Source organism: Bifidobacterium sp. SO1 (assembly GCF_018555335.1).
GTDB classification, from domain to species: domain Bacteria; phylum Actinomycetota; class Actinomycetes; order Actinomycetales; family Bifidobacteriaceae; genus Bifidobacterium; species Bifidobacterium simiiventris.
Genome location: NZ_JAFEJR010000011.1, coordinates 1 through 26,158, shown reverse-complemented (window position 1 = coordinate 26,158; position 26,158 = coordinate 1). Strand labels below are relative to the sequence as shown.

The window sequence follows — 26,158 nt, the reverse complement described above, 5'->3', positions numbered from 1 at the left end:
TATGGAACGATTCAGCGGGCCTGGACGCCGGCCAGGCATCCGACGAATCCTCCGGCATGCTCGGTGCTCAGGAACCGTGCATCGTATGAACGCAGCGTCCGTGAACGTTCGCCGGGCACGCCGTCGCGCAGGACATGCAACGAACCGTCCTGCCCCGGCAAGGCCTCGGTGTCCAGCGCGAACACGTCCAGCCGGTTGCCGTGCAGACGCAGCCCGACCGCCTCGCCCGCCCGCAACGCGAACTGGTCCCATGCCGGTTCGTCGCCGTCGACGCGATGCACCACGACGATCGGCCCGTTCTGCGATGCCTTCGCCTCCACGGTGGCGTAATGCCCGGTGTCCTGGCGCAGCATCAGCGCGTTGCCCGGCACGATCGCGCCGGACCAGTCCATATCGTCGACCGGCTGGAACCGGTATGCGCCGGCAGCCTGCACGCGGATAGCCGGCACGTCGTCGCCGGCCGTCGCAACATCATCCGTCACGCCAAGACGCTCACATTCGCTGTCCGAAACCGATTCGACCGCAGCCGCGCGTCCATCTTCGTCAACGTCCACCCGCAGCCATGACGGAACACGGCCATAGCCCGGCGCGACCGTCGGCCAGCCGGGATCCTGGCCTTCGCCCGGCAACGGCTCGGGCAACGTATCCTGCGAATCCTCATAATCCCAACGCACCGGCGCGACGAACGTCTCACGGCCCAGATAACTGCGCCGCTCCCCCGGTCCGCCTCCTAACGTCTGTCGCACGCCGAGACAGGTCAACATCCAACCGGCTTCAGGATGATGCAGCAGATCGGCGTGGCCGATGCACTGCACCGGCTCGGCCGATCCCAGATGACGGTGCGTGACGATCGGATTGCGCTTGCACGCGCGGAACAAGCGATCATAGTCGCCCAACACGCTGCGCTCCCCCTCACGGGCCGGGCGAATGGCCACGCCGCGCGCCGCGCAGTCGTGCGCAAATCCCTCGATCGCCGCAGCAAAACCGTCAGGCGCAAACGCACGCATCATCATCTCGCTGTGCTCGAACGACGTACCGCCCTCCGCGGTCATCAGATACACGAAGTCGCCCACCCGGTACAGGTGAGGCCCCTCCGCCCACACCGCATCCAGACCGTACCCGCGCCAGATCACCGTGCGCTCGCCGGCGATCGTCCAGGTGTCCGGGTCGAGCGGCGCGGTCCATACTTCGGTCTGACCGTCCCAATGCGAGTCGACGGCGGGACGCGTCTGCGTCCACCAGACTTTGCCGTCCCGGTCCTCGAAGATGTCCGGGTCGATGCCTTCCGCGCCGCTCACCCAGAATGGTCCCTGCCACGGGCCTTCGAGCGTGTCGGCGGTGATGATGAAGTTGCCGCCGGCCGTGTCGCATCGCGCGAGTTCGTCACCTAGACCGGCGGCCTCCGCATGATCGCGGTCGATGCGGGTCGTGGTGCATGCGATCACGTATCGGCCGCGGATGCGACGCAGGGTCGGCGCGTACAGGCCTCCGGAGTCGGCTACGCCGTCGAGGAACAGACGGCGCGCCATGTCTTCGTCGACTGCGTCGGCGACGTGCGTCCAGGTCGTGAAGTCCCGGGTCGTGTGGATCGGCAGTCCGGGGATGAGCTCGAACGACGAGTTGACGAGCGCTACCTCGCCGCGCGTCCCGTCCCAGATCCACGAGGGGTCGGGGTGCATGCCGTGCAGGACGGGGTTGTGGATGAATCGGGTGACTGCCATGTGATTCCTTTGATCGTGACCGAGTCCGGTCGGCGGATACGTTTCATTCACCAGTCGCGCCGGTATCGGCCGGCGAGCGCGAGCATGGCGAAGGCGTAGAGGAAGTTGTCGTAGTATCGGCGCGGGCCGATGCGCAGGGGCGTGTTCCACAGCAGGTCGACCCATGCGCGCGCGTTGCGTTCGGCGTCGGGGTGCCGGCTCGGATCGGCGTGGATGGCGGCGAGCGAGCCTTCGGCGGTGGCTGCGATGAAGCCGACCGGGTGCAGGACGCGTTCGTCGGCGACGGGCGTGCCGTCCACTTCGTAGGCGCAGGTGCGGTCGTGGGTGAGGAAGAAACGTTGCAGGGCGGCCACGCGGTCGCACAGCACGGGGTCGGTCACGCCGTTCCAGCTCACGTCGAGTCCGATGTTGCCGGCGGTGCGGTAGGCGTCGGAGTAGAACCAGTCGTGGCGGCCGAACTGCGCTTCGGTGTGCGGCGTGCCGTCGTACAACGAATATTCGGGATTCAGGCCGGTCGTCTCGTCGCAGGCGCGTTCGAGATACGCGCGGCTCGCTTTCGCCGCGGTCTGCCAGAATGCGCGGTCCTCGTCGCCGACGTATTGCGAGAACACCTCGTAGAAGTGCGGAAGATGGTACGAGGGGTCGGTCCATTCGGTTTCGGGGATGAATTTGATGAGATGGTTGTCGACGTTCCACATCGGGTCCCCGGCTTCTTCTCGTCCCTTGTGCACGCAGTGGTGCAGCAGTTCGCGCGCCTGGGCGACGTAGTCGTAGATGCCGTCGCGGCTGCCCCATCGGCGTGCGGCGAGGAACAGGTCCATCGCGAAGTATTCCTCGCCGTCCGGGGCGGGGCCGCCGGCGCGTTCGGAGCCGTCGGGTTTGACCGACCATGAGAAGTAGTGCACGTGGTGTCCGTCGGCCATGTACATGTGCTTCATGACCCATCCCCACAGCTTGTCGAACACGTCCTGCCGGTCGTATTGCACGGCGAGCATCATCGCGTAGCTCATGCCTTCGGTGCGCACGTCGTCGTTGCCGGTGTCCATCACGTAGCCGAGCCCGTCGTCGGTGTCCCAGTAGACCTTGTCCGGTCCTTCGAAGATCGCGTGCCAGACCTGTGCGAGTCGCGCGTCGATGTCGGTCTGCGCGTATCCGCACTGCGCGAACATGGATGGTGACGACGTTGTCATGATTGGTTTCTCCTTGGTTGGCGTCTACCGACGTGTCTGAACGATGATGGTCTGCGTGGCCGAACGCATGCCGGGCGCTTGTGCCGACAGCACGACGCGCCCCGGCTCGCCGGTCATGCGCACCATGACGCTGGCCACACCCTGATACAGATGGATGGTGTCGCTGTCGTACGGCTCATTGCCCATCAAATCGCCGTTGTCGACGGCGACGATGTCGGCCGGTCCGGCGATGCAAAACCGCACCGGAGCGAACTCGCGGAATACCGGATTGCCGTCCGCGTCGAGGCATCGGACGGACAACAGCCTTTCGTAGCCGCGTTCCGATGGCAGTTCCACCGTTTCCGGCAGAGGCTCGCGCCTGGTCGGATCGGCGAATTCCAACGTCACGGCGGGCGAGACCGGCGTGCGCGTGACCTCACGGCAGACCTCGCGCCCGTCGCGATAGCCGATGACCGTGAGCGTGCCGGGCTGGTAAGGCAGGTATCCGGTCACGGCGCGGTTGGCGAACTCACGTACCGGTCGAACGTAAATCTCGCGCTGGTTCACCAGGATGCGCACCTCGTCGCAGTTGGTGGCAATCAGGTACGGCACGACGCGCTTGCGGTATTGGGGAAATTCCCAGTGTCCCACGAACGGCGGAATGTCCCAGTGCTCCTTCACGTTCTCGTCGGGCTGCGAATAGTCAGCGACCATGATATGCGCGAACGGTTCTGCGTCCGCACGCCAGTACGAGCGCATCAGCCAATATCCGGCCTTCGGCACGCCGTTGGTGCGGATCAACGCGCCCGACCAGCCTTTTGACGGCCAGCCCATCGACTCGCCCAGATAATCGAATCCGGCCCAGATCGCACCGCCGATCACGTACCCGGCACGTTCCGGCACAAGATTCGGGTTCTCGCTGATATAGTCCTGCATCTGTGATTCATGGCCCATGAACCACTGGTAGGTCTCCGAACCGAAGATCGGCTTGTCCGGCACGGCCGCATGTATCTTGCCGTACCACTGCTCGGCATAGTTGAGCACGGTCACGTCGGTAATATCGGCGATCAGTCTGATGCGGTCGACACGCTGGTCGGGATCGTTGATCTCCTGGTCGGCGGGTGCGTCGTCGGTGGCTTGGATGATGCCTTCCGACGCGGTGACGTCGGCGGACTCGGTCTGGAAATGCGGGCTCATCGCGCAACCGACCGGGCGTCCGGTGTCGTCGAGCCGATGCGTCTCATCGACCAGCTCACGCAGGATAGCCAGCATCGAACGTTTCGCCTGGTTCTCGACTTCGTTACCCACGCCCCACATGACGATGCTGGGACGGTTGCGATCCCGGAGGATCATGGCGGCCAGGTCGGCGCGCCATCCATCCTCGAAGAAACGACGGTAATGGCCCGACTTCCATTTGTCGAACGGCTCGGCATAGACGTAGAAGCCCATTTCGTCAGCCAGGTCGAGCATCTCTCTGGCATGGGCATGGTGCGCGAGGCGCAGGCCGTTGCAGCCCATGGTCTTAAGCTGTTCGAGCCGGGCACGCATCAGCTCCCGGGTGGATGCGGATCCGACGCATCCGGCGTCCTGATGCAGGCACACGCCGCGGAAGATCGTGCGGTGTCCGTTGACGATCATGCCGTGCTCCGGGTCGAACCGCACGTCACGCAGCCCGATGCGCAGATCGATGCCGTCGATCACGCCGTCCATTGCAGTGCCGTCGGTCCCGCACGTTCGACCGGCGGATGCCAGTGTGAGCGTCAACGTGTACAGGTATGGCGTTTCGGCGCTCCATAGCCGTGCGTCGTCCACGTGCAGCGACAGTCGACCACGGTCCTGTGTTTCGGCCACGGTCCTGCCGTCGGCGTCGCGCAGCGTGGCGATGACGATCTCGTCGGAATACGGCTCGATGCCGGCGTCAATGTGCAGGTCGGCGGTGCGTTCGCTCCAGTCGACGTGCTGGCGGACGATCACGTCGCGCTCGTCGAGATGGCGTTCCGGCAGTTCCATCCAAGTGACGGTTCGGTAGATGCCTGCACCGCTGTACCACCGGTCGGTCGGAGATTCGACGTTACATGCCCTAACGAGGATGTCGTTGTCTCCTTCGACGATCGCGTCGGTGACGTCGAGCCGGAACGGCGAATACCCGTAATCCCACCCGCCGACGGAGACGCCGTTGACATTGACGCGCGCGTTCTCGTACACGCCGTCGAAGTCGAGATAATACCGATATCCTTCCCGTTTCTCGTCGATGCGGATCGTACGCCGGTACCAGCCGATGCCTTGCCATTCGCGGAACGCCTGGTCCACGCCCCAGTCGATGCGATCATGCACCGGACGGTTGATGACGAAGTCATGGGGAAGATCGACACGGCGACCGGCTCCGGCATCCGTGGGAACCGCTCCCTGGGAGAACTCCCAGCCGTCCATGACCGACATGCGCGTCGCGCTCATGTATCTATCTCCTTTTCATCGGGTCATATCATTTGCCGTATCCGGATGCCGCTAGTCGATGGACATGGAGAACGGGGTGGCGAGCAGGCCGGCCGAGTTAGAGAGTACCGGCGTGGGCGTGGGCTCCCACAGGAAGCGCAGACTGGCGTCGCGGCCGGGAACGGTACCGAGCGGCAGATCGATGGCGATGCGGTCGCGGGCGATGATGCGTCCTTCGAACGTGGCGACGCGCGGCAGCCCGGCTCCGTTCACGACGTCGAACCGCAAGGGGCCGAGCGCGTGCAGCCCGTCGCCGACGTGCGTGAACCGCACGACGAGCCGGTTCGCTTCGCTGCGCGCCCAGCACGGCACCGGTCCCATCGGCTCGCCGTCACCGCCGTAGGCGAGCGACTCGGCCGCCACGGCCATGCGTTCGGCCACGGTTTTCTTGTCAAACGGGTGCAGGTCGCTGTCCTCGCCCGCATCGTAGGTCGTGACCATCGCCGTGTTGTGCACGGCGAGCGCCTTGCGCTGTTCGTCGCGCAGGTACAGCCACGACGAGGGATCGTCGAGCTGGTAGTTCGGCAGCTGCGCGTAGATGAACGGGAACTCGCCCTGATCGAACAGGCGACGCCAGTCCTGTACGAGCGACGTCTGCAGGTCCGCGTACCCGTACGGATGCCAGCAGTTCGACTCGCCCTGATACCACAACGCGCCGGTCAGACCGAGGCGGCGCAGCGGCACGATCATCGCGTTGTAGTCGCCGACCGGTTCCATGCGGAAGAACTCGTCGTTCGGTTTGACGGGCATCCATACGCTGCGACGGAACCGCCAGGGGCCGAGCGAGTCCACGTCGATCACACCGTCGGTGGAGGCCGCGTCGAGATTGGCGTGGTCGGTCAGGTCGCGTTCGAGCGCGTCTCCGACGATGATGAGATGCCGCTTGCCCTTGGTGAATCCGCCCATGGCGCCTTCGACCTTGAGCCGTATCGCGAGGGTGAACGTGTGCGGCAAGGCACCGATATCGTAGTCTCGCGGCGGATACTGATAGAACGTTTCGCCGATCAGGCGTCCGTCAAGGTAGATGCGGTCGGCGTCGTGGATGGTGCCGAAGCGCAGCTGGGCCGGTTGGCCGGCGTACCGTTCGGGCACAGTGATGCGCTTGCGCAGCCAGATGATGCCGGGCGATTGCAGTTCTGGACGATCCGATTCAGTGAGTTCCATCGTGTCCCAGTCGGAGTCGTCGGCATCCGGCGATTCCCAGTGTTCCACAAGTCCACGGTCCGCATCGTCGGCTTCCTTGTCGTACGCCGCTGCGGCCGCGGTGAACAGCCGCTGCTGGCGTTCCACGTAGTCGGTCGTGTACTTGTCGAAGTCGTCGGGCAGCGCGCCCATCGATTCGAGTCGTTCGCGGCTCATCCATGTTTCGATCTTGCTGCCTCCGACCGCGGTGTTCACCAGTCCGATCGGCACGTTGTGCGTTTCGCGCAGTTTCTTGGCGAAGAAGTAGCCGATCGCGGACATGTCGGCCGGCCGGTCCTTCGCCGAAACGAACCACTCTCCCGCATCCAGGTCGTCATGCGCGTGCTGGAAGTCGAAGACCTGCGGCACGTTGAACCAGCGGATGCCGTCGTCATCGGCGTCGTCCAGCAGATGCGGGGCCTCGTCGGCGATGCGCTCCATGCGCATCTCCATGTTCGATTGTCCGGCAAGCAGCCATACATCGCCAAACAGCACGTCATGGATGACGCCCGTCGTCTCGCCGTCCGTGACGGTGATCGTCGCCACGGTGCCGGCCGGCTGCGCGGGCAGCGCAACTTCCCAGCGGCCGTCTGCGGCGACGTCCGATTGTACGGATACGGACGACTCGGCCGTCGTCAGCGTCGCCGCGATCGTACGGCCCGGCCCGGCGGTACCCCAGACGACGACCGGCCTGTCACGTTGGATCAGGCAGTGGTCGGATACCAGAGGTGTGATGTGCAGCGTCATGACTGTGCTCCTTGGACAGGATTGAAACGGATTCGGCCCGGCAATGTCCGGATGCCGGGCCGAACGTGATATCAGAATTCGATGGTCGTGGATTCGGGCGCAAAACCAAGCAGTTGTGCGGACCTGGCGTCGGGCTGACTGACGCCGGCGTAGATCGCGAAACGGTTGCCGTCGACGATCTGCTTGCCGTCCTCGTCGTAGACCGTGAACGCATCCGGATCGACCGGCACCGTAACGGTCGCGTTTGCGCCTGCAGCGAGATCGACCGGCTGAAATCCGGCGAGCTGCCAGTTACGCGGGGCGAGCGTCGAATCGAGGTTCTTGACGTACACCTGCACGATCTCGCGTTCGTCGCGACCACCCGTGTTTTCGAGTGTCAGACTCACGTTCGCGGTACGGCGCTCGCGGTCCACGTCCACGTTCATGTCGCCGAGCGCAGTGGTCGAATACGTCAGGCCGTAGCCGAACGGGTAGAGCGCCTCGTCTTCCAGGTATCTGTAGGTGCGTCCCTTCATGGAATAGTCCTCGAAATCGGGCATGCCGTCGCAGTTGCGGTAGAACGTGACCGGCAGTTTGCCGGACGGCGCGGCCTTGCCGAAGAGCACGTCGGCCACAGCGTCGCCACCCTGACCGCCCGGATACCATACCTGCATGAGCGCGGCGAGATTCGGATGGTCCTCAAGTCCGTCGAGGCTCAACGCACTGCCAGCGGCGAGCAGCACGATCACCGGCTTGCCGACCTCAAGCAGTCGTTCGAGCAGATGGCGCTGACGTCCCGGCAGACTCAGATTCGCCTTGTCCCCGGCGCCCATCGAGTTGCCGGCGTCGCCCTGTTCGCCTTCGATGGTGGCGTCGAGGCCGAGGACGGCGATGATCACGTCGGAATGTTCGGCGTTGATAACCGCTTCGGATTCGCGCTCGTTCTCTCGCGACAGGCCGGATTCGGCGTGTATGCCGAACAGCGAGCAGCCGAGGCCGGAATAGACGCGCACGTCGTCGCCGCACGCACGTTCGATGCCTTCGAGGATCGTGGACTTGTGGCTCGGCCGACCGAAGTAGTTGCCGAGGATCGCCTGCACGGAGTCGGCGTTCGGACCGGTGACCGAGATCGCGTCAAGCTTGGATTTGTCGAGCGGCAGGATGCCGTCGTTCTTGAGCAGCACGAATGTCTTCGGAGCGAGCGAGCGGTTGAACGCGCGGTGTGCGGCGGAGTCGTTGGCCGCGTAATCGATCTGGTCGTATTCGCAGTCGTCAGCGAACATGCCGAGGCGAACGCGCGTGGCATACAACGCCTCGACGGCGCGCGTGACCTCGTCCTCGCTCACGAGGCCGCGTTCGATGGCCTCCTTGGTGGCACCGGAGCAGTGGCCGGCGCACAGGTCGAGTCCGGCCCTGATCGCGTCGGCCATCGTTTCGGCCGCGTCCTTCGTGTAATGGTGGTTCTCGTGCACGTCCTCAAGCGCCATGAAGTCGGAGACGACGTGACCTTCGAAGCTCCACTGGCCGTAGAGGTGGTTCTTGAGCAGATCGTCGTTGACGGAGCACGGCTGACCGTTGGTGGAATTGTACGCGGTCATCACGCATTCGACGTCCGCCTCCTCGACCGCCGCCTTGAAGGCGGGCAGATAGGTTTCGGCCATGTCCTTCTTCGAGGCGACCGCGTCGAACTCGTGCCGCTTGGCCTCCGGGCCGGAGTGCACGGCGAAATGCTTGGCCGTGGCGGCGAGCTTCAGATACCTGCCGTCGCCCTGCAGTCCGCGGATGAACGCGACGCCGAGACGGCTGGTCAGGTACGGGTCCTCGCCGTACGTCTCCTGCCCCCGCCCCCAGCGCGGGTCACGGAAGATGTTCACGTTCGGCGACCAGTAGGTCAGGCCCTTGTAGATGTCACGATCGCCATGCGCCGAATACTCGTTGTACTTGGCGCGGCCTTCCTCGGCGATCACCTCGGCCACGCGCTTGAGTCCGGCGTCGTCGAACATGGCGGCCATGCCGATGGCCTGAGGAAAGACGGTGGCGACGCCCGCGCGGGCCACGCCGTGCAGCGCTTCGTTCCAGTAGTTGTATTCGGGGATGCCGAGCCGTTCGATGGCGGGAGCCGTGTAGTTGAGCTGGCCGATCTTCTCGTCGAGCGTCATCTGCGCGACGATGCGCTTCGCCTGTTCGAGCGCCTCGGCGTGGGTCATCTGAGTCATGGTGTCGATCCTTTCAGCCCTTGACCGCGCCGATCATCACGCCCTTGTTGAAGTACTTCTGCAGGAACGGATACAGGATCAGCAGCGGGAGCGTGGAGACGATGATCACGCCGTACTTGATCTGGTCGGCGACCTGACGGGCCTGCTGGGCGGTGTCACCGAAGGTGGCCGTGTTCTGCGCGGACTGGTTCGACAGCAGGATGGACTGCAGAACCACCTGCAACGGCTGCTTGTTGGTGGTGCGGATGTAGATGAGGCCGGTGAAGTAGTCGTTCCAGTGGCCTACGAAGTAGTACAGCGCGATGACGGCGATGATCGCCGAGCTCAGCGGCAGCACGATCTTCCAGAAGTACCCGAAGTACCCCAGGCCGTCGATCTGCGCGGCGTCATGCAGGTCCTCGGGAATCGAGGTTTCGAAGAACGAGCGGGCGATGATCAGGTTCCACACGGACAGCGCACCGGGCAGGATGAACACCCACATGGAGTCGAGCAGGCCGACCTGCTTGTACAGCAGGTAGCTCGGGATGAGGCCGCCGGAGAAGAACATCGTGAAGGTCAGCAGGAACAGGATCACGCGACGCGGCTTGAATTCGCGGCGGGACAGGCCGAACGCCATCGGCAGCGTGACTGCCATGTTCAGCGCGGTGCCGACGAACGAGTAGATGATCGTGTTGCGGTATCCGCTCCAGATGCGGGCGTCTTCGAAGATGCGCTGGTAGCCGCCCATCTGCACGCCGCGCGGCAGAAGCAGCACCTTGCCGGTGGCCACGAGCTTGGGGTCGGAGATGGACGCGATGATGATGAACCACAGCGGATAGAGGATCGCGAGGATCACCGCGACCATCAGCACGGCGATGACGATGTTGACGATCCAGTCGGAGACGGTCTGCTTCTGACGAACGTGCTTGTTCCACGGAATGTCTGCGGATGAGGCCTTCGGCGCGGCGATGGTCGCGGGCGCCTGGACTGCTTGGGTGCTCATGATGTGTCTCCCCTTAGAAGATGCTGGTTTCCGAGGTCTTCTTGGCGATGAAGTTCGCCAGGACCAGGAAGAAGAAGTTGATGACCGTGTTGAACAGGCCGATGGCCGTCGAGTAGGAGAACTGGCTCTGCTGGATGCCGATCTTGTACGTGAAGGTGGCGATGACTTCGGAGGCCGGCTGGTTGAGCACGTTCTGCATGAGGTAGACCTTCTCGAAGCCCACGGAGAGCACGGAGCCCATGTTCATGATGAGCAGGATGCCCATGGTCGGCAGGATGGTGGGAATGTCGACGTGGCGGATGAGCTGGAGTCGGCCGGCGCCGTCGATTTTCGCGGCCTCGTACAACGCGGTGTTCACACCGGACAACGCGGCCAGATAGATGATCGAGTTCCAGCCGACGTGCTGCCAGACCTCGCTGATCCAGTACAGCGCGGTGAATGCTTTCGGCTCGCCCATCAGGCTGTGGCCGGGGAAGAAACGGCCAATGATGCCGGTGTTCGGGGTGAGCAGGATGTTGAGCATGGAGACGATGACGACGGTCGAGATGAAGTGCGGCATGTAGGTGACCGTCTGGATGAACCCCTTGACCTTGGTGCTGGACACTTGGTTGATCATCAGGGCGAGGATGACCGGGAAGATGAATCCCATAACCAGCGTCCACAGACTGATGCGCACGGTGTTGGTGATGACTGCGGTGAAGTTCGGGTCGGTGAAGAACTGGTTGAAGTACTTGAACCCGACGAACTTGCCGCCGGTGATGCCTTTGCGCGGGTCGAAGTCGCGGAAGGCGAGCTGAATGCCCCACATCGGCACGTACGAGAAGAACAACACGAAGCAGCAGCCTGGCAGGATCATCAGCCAGATCTGCCAGAATCGCTGGAAGTGCCGCGCCAGTCGCACGGGCAAAGGCTGGCTTCGCTGGATGGCGATGTTGTCTGGGACGGATGACGAGAGGGCTACGGCGGATTGCGCGCCACGTTGCGCTGTCTTTCTCATGGTTGGTCTTTCTTTTGCAGAAGTTGTCGATTCAATCGTGGAATGACCGCGGAGACGCGGATGACCGTGTCTCCGCGGCATATGGGTGGAGCCGTGTCGGCGTTACTGTTCGTCCGGGAACAGCGGCAGTGGATCAGTCACCTGGTCGTCGTATGCCTTCTGCCACAGGTCGAGCATCTCGTCGAGGCCGGCGGCCTTGACCTGCTTGACGTAGTCGTCCCATCCGTCCTCGACGCCGCCGTTCTGGATCCAGTTACCGGTGGTGGTCATGACGTAGGTCATCACGCGGTTGTACAGGTTGCTCAGCGTGGTGCCGTCCTCGGTGCTCATCTTCACGTAGACCGGCATGTAGCTCTTCTCGTTGACGTGGCGCTGGGCCGCTTCGAACGGCGCGTCAACGGCCTTGTTGCGGTCCACGTCCACGTCGCCCTTGATCACGATGTCGTCGGGAATGTAGGTGGTCATGTTGATGGTCGGCGCGATCTTGAGATCCGGGTCGTAACGGGACGGATCGACCGTGTATTCCTTGTCACCGGTCTTCTTGATGTAGTCGGTGCCGTAGTTGATCTGCAGCGCCATGTCGGTACTGTACATCTTGTCGACGATCTTCCAGATCGCTTCCTTATTCGGAGCATCCTTGGCGACCGCGAGCGTGCCCTGACCGTACTTGGACGCCTGCAGGGAAGTATCCCAGACCAGGTCGTCGTCGGACATGGACGAATCGTACTTCAGCGGCCCGAGGGCGACGTACTGGTCGGCAATATCTGATCCCATGGAGTAGGCGTTGGCTTCGATGGCGACGCCAACGGAAGCGGTCGTGCCCTCGCCCTGCTTCTCGGAGTCATAGGAGGAATCCTCGTGGGTGAGCGCGTCAGCGGGCAGCAGGCCCTTGCTCATCAGCGTGTGGTAGAACTCGATGGCGACCTTGTAACGGTCGTCGGTCAGCCACGCCTTCACGGTGCCGTTCTCGACGTAGACGCCTTCCTGGCCGGGGGCGGTGTTGAACGAGGTCGGGATGCCGGTGTCGTTCATGATGACGAACGGATCCCACCAACGGTAAGACGTGGTCGCGAACTTACGGATGTCCATCGGGATCTCGTCGGCTTTGCCGTTGCCGTTCGGGTCCTCGGTCTTGAACTTCTCGAGCACATTGATCAACTCGTCCCATGTGGTCGGCATGTCGAGGCCGAGCTTGTCGAGCCAGGTCTTGTTGATCAGACGGCGGTGCACGGACATGCCGCCCTGCACGTTGCTCTGGCCCATCACGTAGATATGGCCTTCAAGATCGGTGACCCACTTCTTGAGCGTGGGCTGCTCGTCGAGCATCTTCTTGACGTTGGGCATCTGGTCGAGATGCTGGCTGAGATCCTCGAAGTACGGATACTGGCTGACCGCATCGGAGTAGTACAGGCCGTTGATGGAGATGTCGGCAACGTCACCGGCGGCAAGCGCGGTGGCCTTCTGCTGGTCCCATGCGGTGGTGGAGACCTCCTTCCATGTGATATGGCAGTCGCAGGCCGTTTCCAACTCGTCGGTCCATTTCATGTCCTTCATGGCCGCCTGGTTATCCCACTTGAGGACCTGGATTTCCACCTCGGGCTTGCCGTCCGAGGCGAGGCGCTTGCCGTCGCCTTCGGAACTCGACCCGCAACCGGCCAGAATGGTGAGGGCCGCGCAGGCCGCCGCTGTAATGCTAAGCATTCGGGCTTTGCCACTTCGTCGTGTCATTGCACTCTCCTTTGTGCGAAAATTTTCTCTCCGTTCTCGATATCTCAAGAACAATTCATTTATACAACTCGGCATATGCATTCGTCAAACAACCGCAAAACACCGTTCTCGAAACTTTTTTCGAGAGAATCTCTTATGCTAAAACATTGAAAGTAAGCCGTTTACAGTCATACACACGCATCGAGATTGCCATCACAGGCATCATAAACAACGACTCTTGTGTACAATCATTTTTAGAAGTTTTTTCGAAAATTTCATCTCAACGAGGAGGTGCCCACATGCCACAATCCACGCGCATCAGACCATCGGCAAGCCAGTCCCGGTCGAGAAGACGCCCGACGCTGACCGAAATCGCCAGCCAGCTGGACGTCTCCGTGGCCACGGTGTCCAAAGTGATCAACGGGAAACCCGACGTGGCCGACGCCACCAGAAACCGCGTGCAGGCCGCGCTGGACGCGATGAACTACGCGAAAAGCAGGTCCTCGACATCGCCGCTGATCGACGTGGTGCTGGAGCGGCTCGACAACGTCTGGGGACTGGAAGTCATCATCGGCGTGGAACGGGCCGCCCGCAGCCATCGCCTCGGCGTGGTGATCACGGAGACCCGAGGCGTCAGCGACGACCCCTCATTCTGGGTGGATGCATGTGTGGAGCGCAATCCGATCGGCGTGATCCTGGTGCTGAGCGATCTCGCCGAAGACGCGGCGCAACGACTGGCCGCCCGAAACATCCCCTACATGCTGCTCGACCCCTCGGGAGATCCCGACCCGGGCTCGGCATCCATCCGCGCCGACAACTGGAGCGGCGGGTTGGCAGGCACCCGGCATCTGCTGGATCTCGGCCACACGAACATCGGGGTCATCACCGGCCCCTCATCCATGCTGTGCTCACAGGCGCGACTGGCGGGGCATCTGGCCGCCATGGCGGAACGCGGGCTGTCCGTCGACGAATCGATGATTCTGGAAGGCGACTTCACCACGACATGTGGACGCGAGCTGGCGGCGAAGCTGCTCGCCCGCACGCCGCGCCCCACCGCCATCGTCGCCGGCAACGACCTGGAGGCCATGGGCATCTACGACGCCGCCCACACGTTCAACCTGCGCATCCCCGACGACCTGTCGGTCATCGGATTCGACGACGTGCAGACCTCGGCCTATATGGGGCCGCCGCTGACCACGGTGCGCCAGCCCATTCGCGAGATGTCGTCGGAGGCGGTCGACCTGCTGCTGCGCTGGGACGAACGTGACACGCTGATGACCAATCTGACGCTGCCCACCACGCTGATCGTCAGAGGCAGCACCGCGCCATCGCCCGACGAATGATCCGATCAGGCCTGGGGTGCGCCGGTGGTCTGGCGCACCTCGAGCCTTGGCGTCATGACGATGCGGCGTTCCGATATGCGCCGCCCCTCGTCCTGCTGGGCCTTGGCGTTCATGATCATCTTGACCGATTCCTGCGCGACGCCGAGAAACGGCTGGTGCACCGTGGTCAGCCCCATACCCGCTACTGGAAACACATCGTCGAAGCCGATAACCGAAAGCTCCTCGGGCACCAGCACCCGAAGGCGGGCCGCCGCATGCAGGATGCCGATGGCCGTCAGATCGTTGAACCCGAAGATGGCGGTCGGCGGCTCTGGCATCCGCAGGAAACGCATGGCGGCATCGAATCCGGCCTCCGACATGAAGTCGCCCGTCGCGACCAATGCCGGATCGAGCTGAAGACCAGCCTCACGCAGCGCCATGCCAAGCCCCGCCATACGCGCAGCCGACGATTCGGAATCATCGGGCCCCGACACGACCGCGATGCGCCGGTGCCCCAACCCGACAAGATGCCGGCCGGCGATCAATCCGCCGGTCCAATTGTCGACGCCTATGGAAAGCGTCTCCTCGCTGGAGCCACGATTCATGTCGACGATCACGAACGGGATCCACCGGGATCGGAACAGCTTGCGTTCCTTGTCGGTGACATCGGGAAGGTCGACGATCACGCCCAGCGGGTTGCGACGCAGGATCTGCAGGAACAGCTCATAGCGGTCTGCTCCAGGCTTTGTTTCACTGACCGTCACGCCGGCGCCCATCGCTTTGGCCTGCGAGGTCGCTCCCCGCAGGAACTCGACCAAGCCGTTGCCATCCCCATACGGCAAGATCAGTTCGACGGTGGACGACATCTTCGCGTCAAGCTGCCTCTTGCGGCGATACCCGACCTGTTCCAGCACCTTCTCGACGTTCTGCCGAGTGGCGTCCGATACGCCGTCACGTCCGTTGACCACCTTGGACACCGCGGCGATCGACACGCCCGATCGCTGGGCGATCTCAGCCAACGTGACTTTTCGCTCTGCATTGCCTGTCATAACCACCTCAGTTAATAGAAAATTTTCGTTCTTGTTTCAGTATAGCGAAACCTCGCAATCAGTCAGGCAATCCTTCATATTCCAGCAATACATGCTGATAGACATCATTCTTGACACAGGTTCCCCAACTGATAGCATTACTCATGTCGATATTTTTCTAAATTTAAAAGAAAATTTTATATCAGCGGCCGTCATCCGGCATTCATCCGGGGCGCGAACCGCCGACGACGGAGTCCCCCGGAGCCCGACCGTCCGGTTCGCCGCCCATCGTCATCAGGCAAAGGAGCAAGATGGTAGCACGACAAGTCATCACCCGATACGGGGCCATCGAGGGCCTTGCCCTCGAGGATCCGAACATTACCGCATTCAGGGGCGTGCCGTTCGCCGCTCCCCCGGTCGGCGAGCTGCGCTGGCGCGCCCCGCAGCCGCTTCGGCCGTGGGACGGCGTGCTCAAAGCGCATGATTTCTCGCCGATCAGCATGCAGCCGATGAGCGGCCCGGACGAGTTCTATGGCAGGGAGTGGGGCGTCGATCCCGCGACACCGCGCTCCGAGGACTCGCTCTACCTGAACATTTGGACGCCCGCGCTGCGAGGTTCCGGCGACGAGGTCGGATTCCTCGGCGCAGACAACCCGCGATTGCCGGTGCTGGTGTGGATCTACGGCGGCGCCTACCAGTGCGGCACCGCTTCGGAGAAGGAGTTCGACGGAGCGTCGTTCGCACGCCGCGGCATCGTCGTGGTGACTGTATCCTATCGTCTCAACGTGTTCGGCTTCTTCACGCACCCCGGTCTGCGGCATCCCACCGAACCGACCGCGAACTTCGGCATGCTCGACCAGCAGGCGGCCATCGCTTGGGTCAAGAACAACATCGAGGCGTTCGGCGGCGACCCCGGCACCATCACCGTCGCCGGCCAGTCGGCCGGTTCGGCCAGCGTACTCGCCCAATGCGCGTCCGCATCGTCAGACGGCCTGTTCCAGCGCGCGATCATGCAGTCCGGCGGCGGGCTCGGCGTCTTCAACGAGCACCTGTGGTCGCTGGCGGAATCGCAACGCAACGGCGAACGGTTCCTCGCTTCGCTCGGCGTCTCGTCGATCGACGAGGCCCGATCGATCCCCGCCGCCGAACTGCTCGACGCGGCCTGTGCATTCCCGGTACCACCGGACTCCGGCCGCGAAGGCGACTGGCCGATGCTGGTCAACTGGATCCCCTGCGTCGACGGTCGGTTCCTCACCGACCAGTATGGTGACGCCCTGCTTCATCCGCACAGCGAGCGCCATCATCGTCGCAAGCTGCTGATCGGCAACACCACCGGCGAGTTCACCGTCCCCGGACCGAACGGCACGCCGGTGCCCGAAGGCGAGCTGGGCAATATCAGGCTGGCGAACGCATGGATCGAAGCCGGCGACCCGAAACCGTTCTTCTACCGGTTCGACGTGCAGATGCCCGGTGACGACGCCGGCGCGTTCCACTCTTCCGACCTGTGGTTCACGTTCAACACGCTGCACACCTGCTGGCGTCCGTTCTCCGGCTGGCATTACGACCTGTCCGCCGCCATGTGCGACTACTGGGCGAACTTCATCCGCACCGGCGACCCGAACGGCAGCGGGTACGACGGCACGCCGCTCCCCCGCTGGGATGCGTTCGATCCGTCGCATCCGCAGGCCATGCGATTCGGCCGCGAATCCGGCATGGAGTCTCTGGCCGGTTGATCGCCGGCCAAAACGAATGCGGGGTGTGACCGTTGTGCCTGTTGCAACGGTCACACTCCGCACGACCATCTATGCCCGAGCAGCGCCGCGGGCACGTCACTGCGTCCGGATTCCACCAGCAGCATCGCCTTCCTGATGGAATCCGGACGCGGCAACGGCCATCAGCGTCCGCTTTCCATGAGCAGTGTCATCTTCCTGGAGGAAAACGGACGCCGCGAAGGCCGCAGGCGTCCGTTTTTCTCCAGCAGCCGCCGATCCGAGGAGATTTCGGACGCTTCAGTATGCCGGCTCGGATTCGGCTAGAACTCGTGACATCCTCGACGAATCCGGCCCGCCAGACAGCGGCACCGACGAGATCGCAACCCGCTCAGTGGGTCGCGATCTCGTCGACCTTGGTGACGTGGCCGCCGAACTGGGCCCTGAGGGCCGTCACGACGCGCAGGATGTCGTCGGCCGCGCCGCGCGAATCCTGGCGCTGCCACAGGGCCGCGGCGGTGGTCGGCGTGGGCACGCCGAGTTCGAGCGCCGCCTCGACCATCCACTTGGCCTCGCCGGACTCGTTGGCGACCGGCGGCACGTTGTGCAGCGTCGGATCGTCCTTGGTCGCGTTCTCGAACAGGTCGAGCAGCCAGCTGGCGACGACCGAGCCGGAGCGCCACGAGGCCATCGTCTTGGCCGGGTCGGTCACGTATTCGCTGCGCATCATCGTGGCGAAGCCCTCGCCGAACGCCTGCATCATGCCATATTCGATGCCGTTGTGCACCATCTTGGCGAAATGGCCGCCTCCGACCGGGCCTGCGTGCACGAGACCGTACTCGCCTTCCGGCTTCAACGTCTCGAAGATCGGCAGCACGGTGGCGTAGTCCTCGGCCGAGCCGCCGACCATGAGCGCATAGCCGCGTTCCGCGCCCCACACGCCGCCGGAGACGCCGCAGTCGAGAAAGCCGATGCCACGTTCGGACAGCACGGACGCATGTTCGCGGTCCTCGGTGTACTTGGAGTTACCACCGTCCACAACGATGTCGCCCGGCTCGAGCAGCTCGCCGAGCTTGGCGCTCGTGGATTCGGTGGGCACGCCGGCCGGCACCATGACCCACACGACGCGCGGGGTCCTGAGCGCGCCGACGAGCGCCTCGAGCGAGTCGACGTCGCGGCCGGAGTCGGGGTTCATGTCGAAGCCGACGATCTCATGGCCGCCTTCGCGCAGCCGCTTGACCATGTTGCCGCCCATGCGGCCGAGTCCGATCATTCCCATTTGCATGATGGTTGCACCTTCCTTGGTGAATATGTGATGGGTGAATTGGTTGGGTGAGATTTACAGTCCGAGCGCGGCGACGACCGCCGCGGCCTCCTGGTCGGGCGTGGTGCCGTGGCCGATCTCGACGTCGACGTGTACCTCGTCCGAACCCGGCTCCTCGAGGATGTCGAACTGGGACTGGAGCATGCTGGTCTTCATGAAATGGCCCTGGCGGTGCGACATGCGCGCCAGCACCTCGTCGTAGGTTCCCTTCATGTACACGAACACCACGCCCGGCCTGCGCAGCTTGTCGCGGTACACCTTCTTGAGCGCGGAGCAGGTGACGACGGCCGGCTCGCCCGCGGCCACGCGCTGGTCGATCCATGCGGCGAGCGCGTCGAGCCACGGCCAGCGGTCCTCGTCGGTCAGCGGGTGGCCGGCGGCCATCTTCTCGATGTTGGCCTTGGGGTGGAAATCGTCGGCTTCGGCGTATTTGACGCCGAGTTTGGCGGACACGTGCTCGGCGACGGTTGTCTTGCCGCAGCCGCACACGCCCATGATGATGGCGATGGGTTTGGTGTGCGCGAAGTAGCCTTCCGGAATGGTGTTGGCCGAAATGAGATCAGGCCGCTCGTCCGACTGTGCGGACCGCGACGCGACATCCTGGGTCTGAGCCGAAATCTCGGTATTCGTCATCTGACGCTCCCTTGATATGATCGCGCAACCACGCGCTGTTTTGCATGACGTTTTATTTATCGACGTACATTTCGTATGCCTTTTCATACTATATCACATCATTTGGAATACGCAATACGAAATATATGCGACTCACCCATTACGTATGCCAATACGAATGACCTACGTTGCTTTTGTATGTGCGATACTTGACGGTATGACTGTCAATACGACCAACGACAGCGGACGCAACGCGGACCGTCCGCTGCACGACCGCCTGCTTGAGGAATGGGGCATGGCCGTGGTAAGCGGCGACATCGCCGTCGGAGAACGCTTGCCCGACCCCGCCATGGACGGCGACACGCCGCCGTCGCGCACCGTGACGCGCGAAGCCACGAGGGTGCTGGAATCAATGGGGCTGGTGAGCGTCAAACGCAAGACCGGCGCCACCGTCAACCCGATCGAGCAATGGAACATGTTCGACCCGCAGGTCATCGGATGGCGACTGCGCGGCGCCCATCGGCTCGACGCGTTGCACGAGCTCTCCCAGCTGCGCGCCGCGGTGGAACCGATGGCCGCGCGACTCGCGGCGAGCGCCGCCACGCCCGACCAGTGGGCGGCGCTGACCGAGGCCGCCATCGGCATGGTGTCGCATTCGAATCATGCCAACGGCCCGGATTATCTGGACGCCGACATGCGCTTTCACCGCACGCTGCTGCAGGCGTCCGGCAACCGCATGTTCGCCGAGCTGGGCGACGTGATCGCCTCGACGCTGAGGGGACGCACGCAGCACGAGCTGATGCCGCAGACCGCGGACCAGACCGCGCTGAATTTGCACGCCGAGATCGCCGCGCTGATCCGCAAAGGCGACGGCGAGGCCGCCGAGACGGCGATGCGACGCATCGTGGACGAATCCGAGGCCGCCATCGTGCGCCTCGCCACGGCCGACGAACGCTGAGATCCCGCCGCACACGCAGCCCGCAACCGGCATGACGACGCCCGGCTTCCATCGCAACGGACGGAACGCCGGGCGTCGTCATGCCGGACTCCCGACGGTCGGGAACCGAACCGGCCATCGGTTCAGATCAGACGACCTTGCGCTCGAACGGATCGGAGCTGATGCCCTTGGCGAGGATGTCCTTCGCCCATTCCTTCGCGGTGAACAGGCTGTGGTCGCGGTAGTTGCCGCAGCTTTCGATCGTCGTGGCCGGCACGTCGTCCCACGTGGCCTGGTAGGCGATGAACTCGAGTGATTCCTTGAGCGCCTTCGCCACGTCCTCGGTCGAATGCGTGCCCCAGGTCAGCAGATGGAAGCCGGTGCGGCAACCGAACGGCGAGCAGTCGATGTAGCCGGGGATGCGTTCGCGCAGCAGCACGGCGATCGTGTGCTCGATCGTGTGCAGGCCGGCAGTCGGGATCGCGTTCTCGTTCGGCTGGACGAGACGCAGGTCGTAGTTCGAGATCACGTCGCCGTTCGGGCCGGTCTGCGTATCGATGTAGCGCACGTACGGGGCCTTGACCTTCGTGTGATCGAGTTGGAAGCTTTCGACGACTGGCTTGTCGGCCATTTCAGACTCCTTGTCTTGAGGATGATGTCCGTCTCCTATTGTTCCACCATCGACGGCGTTCATGGGGCGGATCGGCAAAATCGCTATAGACGCTGCTTATAAGCGAGGACGCTTCCGCGCTGCTCGCCGGCACGTCGTTCCTCTGTCGGAGGGGCCACGTCACGCAGCGTCCGGGATCATCGTCCCCGCATAACCAGCGCGCGACGCTAGTCGCCGAACCCGGCGATCGCCTCCATGAACCGTTCGCCGTATTGCTTGAGCTTGCTTTCGCCCACGCCGTTGACCCCGAGGAACCGCTCGTCGGTGGTCGGTTTGACGCGGGCCATGTCGCGCAGGGTCTTGTCGGAGAACACGATGTACGGCGGCTTGCCGATCTCCTGCGCGATGTCGCGACGCAGGGCGCGCAGCCGCTGGAACAGCGCCTCGTCGGCCTCGCTGACCGGCTCGAACGAGCCGAGCGCCGGGCCGGACGCGACGGTCGCGGCGCCGAACCGGCCACTGCTCGCGGCGCCGGAACGGCTCGATGCCGCCCGTTCCACGCGTTTGATCTCGTAGTGGAAGTCCGGCGCGACCGTTTCCGCGGCCCGCTTGCCGAATCCGACGATCGGCAGTCGCCCTTCGGACACGAACAGGAATCCGTCGGTCGTCATCTGACTGAGCACATCGCGAACGCGCGCTTCGGGCGTCTGCTCCAGTCTTCCGTAGCTCGGGCATCGGTCCAGTCCGCGGGCAAGCACGTCCTGGGCACGCGAACCGCGCAGCACGGCGACGATTTTTCCCGAGCCAAGCCCCTGCCGCATCGGCGTGCGCGTCGGCTGGTTCCGATCGTCGTAGTCGTACATCACGTCGTGCACGCACCGGCTGATCGCGCGCGCGATGTCGGTCACGTCCAGCGTCTCGAACGTGCTGTCGCAGTTCGTGCAGCCGCCCTTGCATTTCGCGGCATCTCCGTTGCCGTTCGCGTCGCCGGTGCCACTGCCGGCCGGTGCGGTTTCGCCGAAATAGCGGGTCATGTACGTGTGCAGGCAGTCCGTGGTGCGGCAGTATCCGATCATGGCGTCGAGCAGACGACGTTTGTTGGCGCGGTTGATCTCCTGCTCCTCGGGCGTCATGCGATCGTTCTCATAGTCGCTGTCGAGCAGACGGCGGCGGGTGACGATGTCCGATTCGTTCCACAGCAGCGTGCAGCGGCTCGGTTCGCCGTCACGGCCCGCGCGGCCGGCCTCCTGGTAATAGGCTTCGATCGATTCGGGCATGTTGTGATGGATCACGTAGCGTACGTTCGACTTGTCGATGCCCATGCCGAACGCGTTGGTGGCCACGACCACGGGGATGCGGTCAGTGACGAAGTCGCGTTGGGCCTGGTTGCGTACGTCGGCCGGCATGCCGCCGTGGTAGGCGACAGCGACCGGGCCGAGGCTGTCGAGACCATCCGCCACGCCGCCGGCCGCATCTCCCGCCGCGCGCAACGCCGGCACGGCCCGGTTGATTGCGGCGGCCAGCTCCTCGGTCGTCTTGCGCGTGGCGCAGTACACGATGCCGGATTCGTCCGGGTGCGAGGCGATGTAGCTTGCCACCCATGCGGCCTTGCGCTTGGTGTCCATGCGGATCACGTCGAAATACAGGTTCTCGCGGTCGAAACCGGTGACGGTGACCTGCGGATTGCGCAATCCCAGCATGCCGACGATGTCGCGGCGCACGCGTTCGGTGGCGGTGGCGGTGAACGCGGCGACGACCGGGCGGGCGGGCAGATTGGCGATGAATTCGCCGATGCCAAGGTATGAAGAACGGAAGTCCTGGCCCCATTGGGAGACGCAGTGAGCCTCGTCCACGGCGATGAGGCTGACGGGCGTACGGGCGGCGAAATCCCGGAACCGATCGGTGTCGAGGCGTTCCGGGGCGACGTAGAGGAGCTTCACGTCGCCGCGGGCGGCCTGCGCGAGCACCATGCCCTGCTCGTCGGGGCTTTGCGTGGTGTTGATGAACGCGGCGGGGATGCCGGCGTCGGTCAGGGCGTCGACCTGATCGCGCATGAGGGAGATCAGGGGCGAAATGACCACGGTGATGCCGGGCAGGAGCGTGGCCGGAATCTGGTAGCACACGGATTTGCCCGCGCCCGTGGGCATCACGCCGAGCACGTCGCGTCCGGCGAGGATCGCCTCGACCAGGCCGGATTGGCCGGGCCGGAACGAATCGTAGCCGAAATACTGTTTGAGCGCCCCCAGCGCCGCCGCGTTGTCTGTCATGCCTCCCAAGTGTAGGCGATGGCGGGCGATCCGGGCATGTCGCGGGCTGGCGCACAAGCCATGATGGCACTATGCGAAAAGTCTCCCGGCCGTCGTCGCAAGGGGAACGGTCGGGAGACTCGGGGCCGATACAAGGACCGACGTCAGATCGCCTTGAACGCCTGATCGAGGTCGGCGATCAGGTCGTCGGCATCCTCGACGCCGACCGACAGGCGGATCAGGTTCGCCGGCACCTCGAGCGTAGTGCCCGCCACGGAGGCGTGGGTCATCGCACCCGGGTGCTCGATCAGCGATTCGACACCGCCAAGCGATTCGGCGAGCGTGAACACCTGCGTCGCACCGGCGAAGCGCTTGGCCGCCTCGAATCCAGCCTTGATCTGCACGGAGATCATGCCGCCGAATCCACCGTGCATCTGGCGTGCCGCGATCTCGTGGCCCGGATGCGATTCGAGGCCCGGGTACCACACGCGTTCCACCTCAGAATGGCCTTCAAGCCACTGCGCGATCTTCAGCGCATTGCGACTATGCTGCTTGACACGCAGGTCAAGGGTCTTGAGTCCGCGGATCTCCAGCCACGAGTCGAACGGCGAAGGCACCGCGCCGGCAGCGTTCTGCAGGAACGCCACCTCGTCGCGCGTTTCCTCGTCGTTGAGCACCACCGCGCCGCCGACCACGTCGGAGTGCCCGCCGATGTACTTGGTGGTCGAATACACAACCACATCTGCACCTTCCGCGAGCGGGTGCTGCAGCACCGGCGAGGCGAACGTGTTGTCGACCGCGACCTTGACGCCATGCTCGTGCGCAAGCGCCGCCACGGCCTTGATGTCGGTGATGTTGAGCAGCGGGTTCGACGGCGTCTCCACCCAGATGTACGCGTAGGGCTTGGTCTTGAACGCCGCAGCCACCGCGTCCAGATCGGTGATGTCGACCACGTCGAGGCCCACGCCCCACGGCACGAACACCTTCGACAGCAGTCGGTAGGTGCCGCCGTACACGTCGTTGCCGAGCAGGATGTTGTCACCGGGCTTGATGGTCGAGCGCAGCAACACGTCGATCGCAGCGAGGCCGGAGGAGAACGAGAGCGCGTATTTCGCGCCTTCGACGGAGGCGAGCTGCGCGTCGAAGCTGTTGCGGGTCGGGTTGATGGAGCGGCTGTAGTCGTAGCCGTGGCGCAGTCCGCCGACGCCGTCCTGCTTGAACGTGGAGGTGGCGTAGATCGGCGTGACGACCGCGCCGGTGGTCGGATCGGGTTCCTGGCCGGCGTGGATGGCGCGAGTGGCGAGCTGGGATGCGGCAAGTGCGGCGGCGTTGGTGGAGATGGTCATGGTCGGTTCCTTTCGAATGTCCCTCTTGCGAGGGTAATGGTGTGATTCGGTTTGTGTGGTGGCGTGGCTATCGGAGTTGCCGATAGCGCGTTATGTGTGGGGTCGAGCTGACGGTTCGCCCGCTCACAGGTATTGCGCGGCGAGCGCGGGCCGGCTGGTCGCCTCGACGATGTCGCCGTAGCCGTGGTCGCGCATCCAGTCGTCGTTGAAGATCTTCTCCAGGTAGCTGCGGCCGGAGTCGGGCGCGAGCACGACAACGAGCTGGTTCTCGTCGAGCTGCCGTTCACGCGCGTATCGCACGGCTGCGGCGACCGCCATGCCGGACGATCCGCCGACGAGCAACCCTTCCTCCCCCGCGAGCCGGCGCGTCATGAGGAACGCGTCGTGGTCGTTGACCTTGACGATGTCGTCGGTGATGGTCCGGTCGAACGCCTTCGGATAGAAGTCCTCGCCGACGCCTTCGATGTCGTACTGGTGGACAGCGCTCATGTCGCCGCCGGCGGAGTAGATCGAGCCTTCCGGATCGGCGCCGACGACCGTGACCGCGCCGTTCGACGCGTCCTTGAGGTAGCGGCCGGTGCCGGAGATCGTGCCGCCGGTGCCGATGCCGGCCACGAAGTGCGTGACCTGGTGGTCGGTGGCCTGCCAGATTTCCGGGCCGGTGGTGGCGTAGTGGCTGGCCGGCCCGTTCGGATTGTCGTACTGGTTGGGGCGGAACGCGCCGGGGATGGTGTTGGCGAGCCGTTCGGCGACCTGGTAGTAGGACCGCGGGTCGTCGGGGCCGGCGTCGGTGGGGGTGACGACGATTTCCGCACCGTACGCGCGCAGCACGGCGCGTTTGGATTCGCTGACTTTGTCGGGCAGGGTGAAGATGGTGCGGTAGCCGCGCTGCTGGGCGACGAGCGCGAGGCCGACGCCGGTGTTGCCGGAGGTCGGTTCGACGATCACGCCGCCGGGCTTGAGTTGGCCGGAACGTTCGGCCGCGTCGATGATGCGTTCGGCGATGCGGTCCTTGGACGAGCCGCCGGGGTTGAGATATTCGACTTTGACGGCGATGGTGGCCTTGATGTCGTTGGCGACGTGGTTGAGTTTGACGAGCGGGGTGTTGCCGATGGTTTCGGCGATGGAGTTGTGGACGGTCATGGTCGGTTCTCGTTTCTTCTGCGGGGAATGTTCTGGTTTTCGCGATATGGATGAGATAGGAGAGGTTCTGGCTCATCGGCCAACGCCGCAGGTATGAGAAACGGGATTGATGATTTTCGATGGCATGTGTGATCGGTTGAGCTGATACTGTCTTGAACCGATACCGTTTGCGATCACAGACCGATAATGGTACGAAACTACCATACACAAACAAAGTGGGATGATCGAAAAAGAATGACCCTTATCTCAAGTTATGCGTTGTCAACCGCTTGCCAATGCCCGATGTGGGCAGCACGGTTAGCGGCAACAACAACACAAGAGATTCGTCATGTCTAACACCATACCACCCACCCCAACCCCCAGCGTGTCGCCCATCTCATATCCTGACACCGGCCCATCATCCTGGCCAAGTGCATATGGCGCTGGCAAGACATTGATAAACGATGCGCAAGCAGCGCCGGCCGGCCAAATCCGCCCCTATTCGCGTATGATGCCGGCGGAGCCTCGGCTCCCTCAGCCGAGGGAGCGTCGCGGCATGTCAGTGCCGCCACATCCAACAACCACCGTGTTTGGTTGTTTGATGGGTTGAGTGGCGACGCTGACGCTCGCACCATGCGTGGTGTTGTTTGAAAACCTACGCGTGGGAGCGGACGTGGCGTGTTAGCGCGTGCCTCGTCGGATGGCTCGT

18 protein-coding genes are annotated in these 26,158 nt (G+C 63.8%); 3 read left to right on the top strand and 15 right to left on the bottom strand.

The features are described 5' to 3' along the window. Window positions 1–11: 11 nt before the first annotated feature. The 8 genes from JS541_RS09335 to JS541_RS09300 form a co-directional block, all read right to left on the bottom strand. Window positions 12–1,721, bottom strand: a complete 1,710-nt coding sequence (locus JS541_RS09335; protein ID WP_214374190.1) for a glycoside hydrolase family 43 protein — start codon at window positions 1,719–1,721, stop codon at window positions 12–14. 47 nt (window positions 1,722–1,768) lie between these two features. Beyond that, on the bottom strand, window positions 1,769–2,911 hold the full coding sequence (locus JS541_RS09330) for a glycosyl hydrolase family 8 (protein ID WP_214374189.1): 1,143 nt from the start codon (window positions 2,909–2,911) through the stop codon (window positions 1,769–1,771). Between the two features lie 24 nt (window positions 2,912–2,935). Then, the gene (locus JS541_RS09325) at window positions 2,936–5,344 is read right to left on the bottom strand and encodes a glycoside hydrolase family 2 TIM barrel-domain containing protein (RefSeq protein WP_214374188.1); all 2,409 of its coding nucleotides are present in this window, start codon (window positions 5,342–5,344) and stop codon (window positions 2,936–2,938) included. Window positions 5,345–5,395: 51 nt separating this feature from the next. Then, window positions 5,396–7,312 carry a sialate O-acetylesterase gene (locus JS541_RS09320; RefSeq protein ID WP_214374187.1) on the bottom strand — a complete coding sequence of 639 codons (1,917 nt, stop codon included), beginning with the start codon at window positions 7,310–7,312 and terminating at the stop codon, window positions 5,396–5,398. Window positions 7,313–7,383: 71 nt separating this feature from the next. Continuing rightward, window positions 7,384–9,507 (bottom strand): glycoside hydrolase family 3 C-terminal domain-containing protein, encoded by a 2,124-nt coding sequence (locus JS541_RS09315; RefSeq protein ID WP_214374186.1) that lies wholly within the window; start codon window positions 9,505–9,507, stop codon window positions 7,384–7,386. A 13-nt stretch (window positions 9,508–9,520) separates the two neighbouring features. Continuing rightward, a complete protein-coding gene (locus JS541_RS09310; protein ID WP_214374185.1) occupies window positions 9,521–10,489 on the bottom strand; it encodes a carbohydrate ABC transporter permease in 969 nt (322 codons plus the stop codon). A gap of 13 nt (window positions 10,490–10,502) precedes the next feature. Continuing rightward, complete coding sequence (locus tag JS541_RS09305; RefSeq protein ID WP_214374184.1) at window positions 10,503–11,486, bottom strand: ABC transporter permease subunit; 984 nt, start codon at window positions 11,484–11,486, stop codon at window positions 10,503–10,505. 102 nt (window positions 11,487–11,588) lie between these two features. Next, the gene (locus JS541_RS09300) at window positions 11,589–13,214 is read right to left on the bottom strand and encodes an extracellular solute-binding protein (RefSeq protein ID WP_214374183.1); all 1,626 of its coding nucleotides are present in this window, start codon (window positions 13,212–13,214) and stop codon (window positions 11,589–11,591) included. Between the two features lie 278 nt (window positions 13,215–13,492). On the opposite strand from JS541_RS09300, the gene JS541_RS09295 reads away from it, so the two are divergent. Beyond that, window positions 13,493–14,536 (top strand): substrate-binding domain-containing protein, encoded by a 1,044-nt coding sequence (locus tag JS541_RS09295; RefSeq protein WP_214374182.1) that lies wholly within the window; start codon window positions 13,493–13,495, stop codon window positions 14,534–14,536. A gap of 5 nt (window positions 14,537–14,541) precedes the next feature. Here the strand turns inward: JS541_RS09295 and JS541_RS09290 are convergent, their stop codons facing one another. Further along, window positions 14,542–15,534, bottom strand: a complete 993-nt coding sequence (locus JS541_RS09290) for a substrate-binding domain-containing protein (RefSeq protein WP_214374181.1) — start codon at window positions 15,532–15,534, stop codon at window positions 14,542–14,544. A 320-nt stretch (window positions 15,535–15,854) separates the two neighbouring features. Between JS541_RS09290 and JS541_RS09285 the strand changes: the two genes are divergently transcribed. Continuing rightward, window positions 15,855–17,276 (top strand): carboxylesterase family protein, encoded by a 1,422-nt coding sequence (locus JS541_RS09285; protein WP_214374180.1) that lies wholly within the window; start codon window positions 15,855–15,857, stop codon window positions 17,274–17,276. 367 nt (window positions 17,277–17,643) lie between these two features. On the opposite strand, the gene gnd is transcribed toward JS541_RS09285, so the two are convergent. Further along, the gene (gene gnd / locus JS541_RS09280) at window positions 17,644–18,537 is read right to left on the bottom strand and encodes a phosphogluconate dehydrogenase (NAD(+)-dependent, decarboxylating) (RefSeq protein ID WP_214374179.1); all 894 of its coding nucleotides are present in this window, start codon (window positions 18,535–18,537) and stop codon (window positions 17,644–17,646) included. A 54-nt stretch (window positions 18,538–18,591) separates the two neighbouring features. Beyond that, on the bottom strand, window positions 18,592–19,209 hold the full coding sequence (locus JS541_RS09275) for a gluconokinase (protein WP_240539312.1): 618 nt from the start codon (window positions 19,207–19,209) through the stop codon (window positions 18,592–18,594). A gap of 196 nt (window positions 19,210–19,405) precedes the next feature. On the opposite strand from JS541_RS09275, the gene JS541_RS09270 reads away from it, so the two are divergent. Then, complete coding sequence (locus tag JS541_RS09270; RefSeq protein ID WP_214374178.1) at window positions 19,406–20,146, top strand: FCD domain-containing protein; 741 nt, start codon at window positions 19,406–19,408, stop codon at window positions 20,144–20,146. A 127-nt stretch (window positions 20,147–20,273) separates the two neighbouring features. On the opposite strand, the gene JS541_RS09265 is transcribed toward JS541_RS09270, so the two are convergent. From JS541_RS09265 to JS541_RS09250, 4 genes are all read right to left on the bottom strand, one after another. Beyond that, entirely contained in the window at window positions 20,274–20,756 is a 483-nt protein-coding gene (locus JS541_RS09265; RefSeq protein ID WP_214374177.1) for an S-ribosylhomocysteine lyase, read from the bottom strand. A 206-nt stretch (window positions 20,757–20,962) separates the two neighbouring features. Next, window positions 20,963–23,002, bottom strand: a complete 2,040-nt coding sequence (locus JS541_RS09260; protein ID WP_214374176.1) for a RecQ family ATP-dependent DNA helicase — start codon at window positions 23,000–23,002, stop codon at window positions 20,963–20,965. A 143-nt stretch (window positions 23,003–23,145) separates the two neighbouring features. Beyond that, complete coding sequence (locus tag JS541_RS09255) at window positions 23,146–24,327, bottom strand: cystathionine gamma-synthase (protein WP_214374175.1); 1,182 nt, start codon at window positions 24,325–24,327, stop codon at window positions 23,146–23,148. 123 nt (window positions 24,328–24,450) lie between these two features. Beyond that, window positions 24,451–25,470, bottom strand: a complete 1,020-nt coding sequence (locus tag JS541_RS09250; RefSeq protein ID WP_214374174.1) for a pyridoxal-phosphate dependent enzyme — start codon at window positions 25,468–25,470, stop codon at window positions 24,451–24,453. Between the last annotated feature and the right edge of the window lie 688 nt (window positions 25,471–26,158).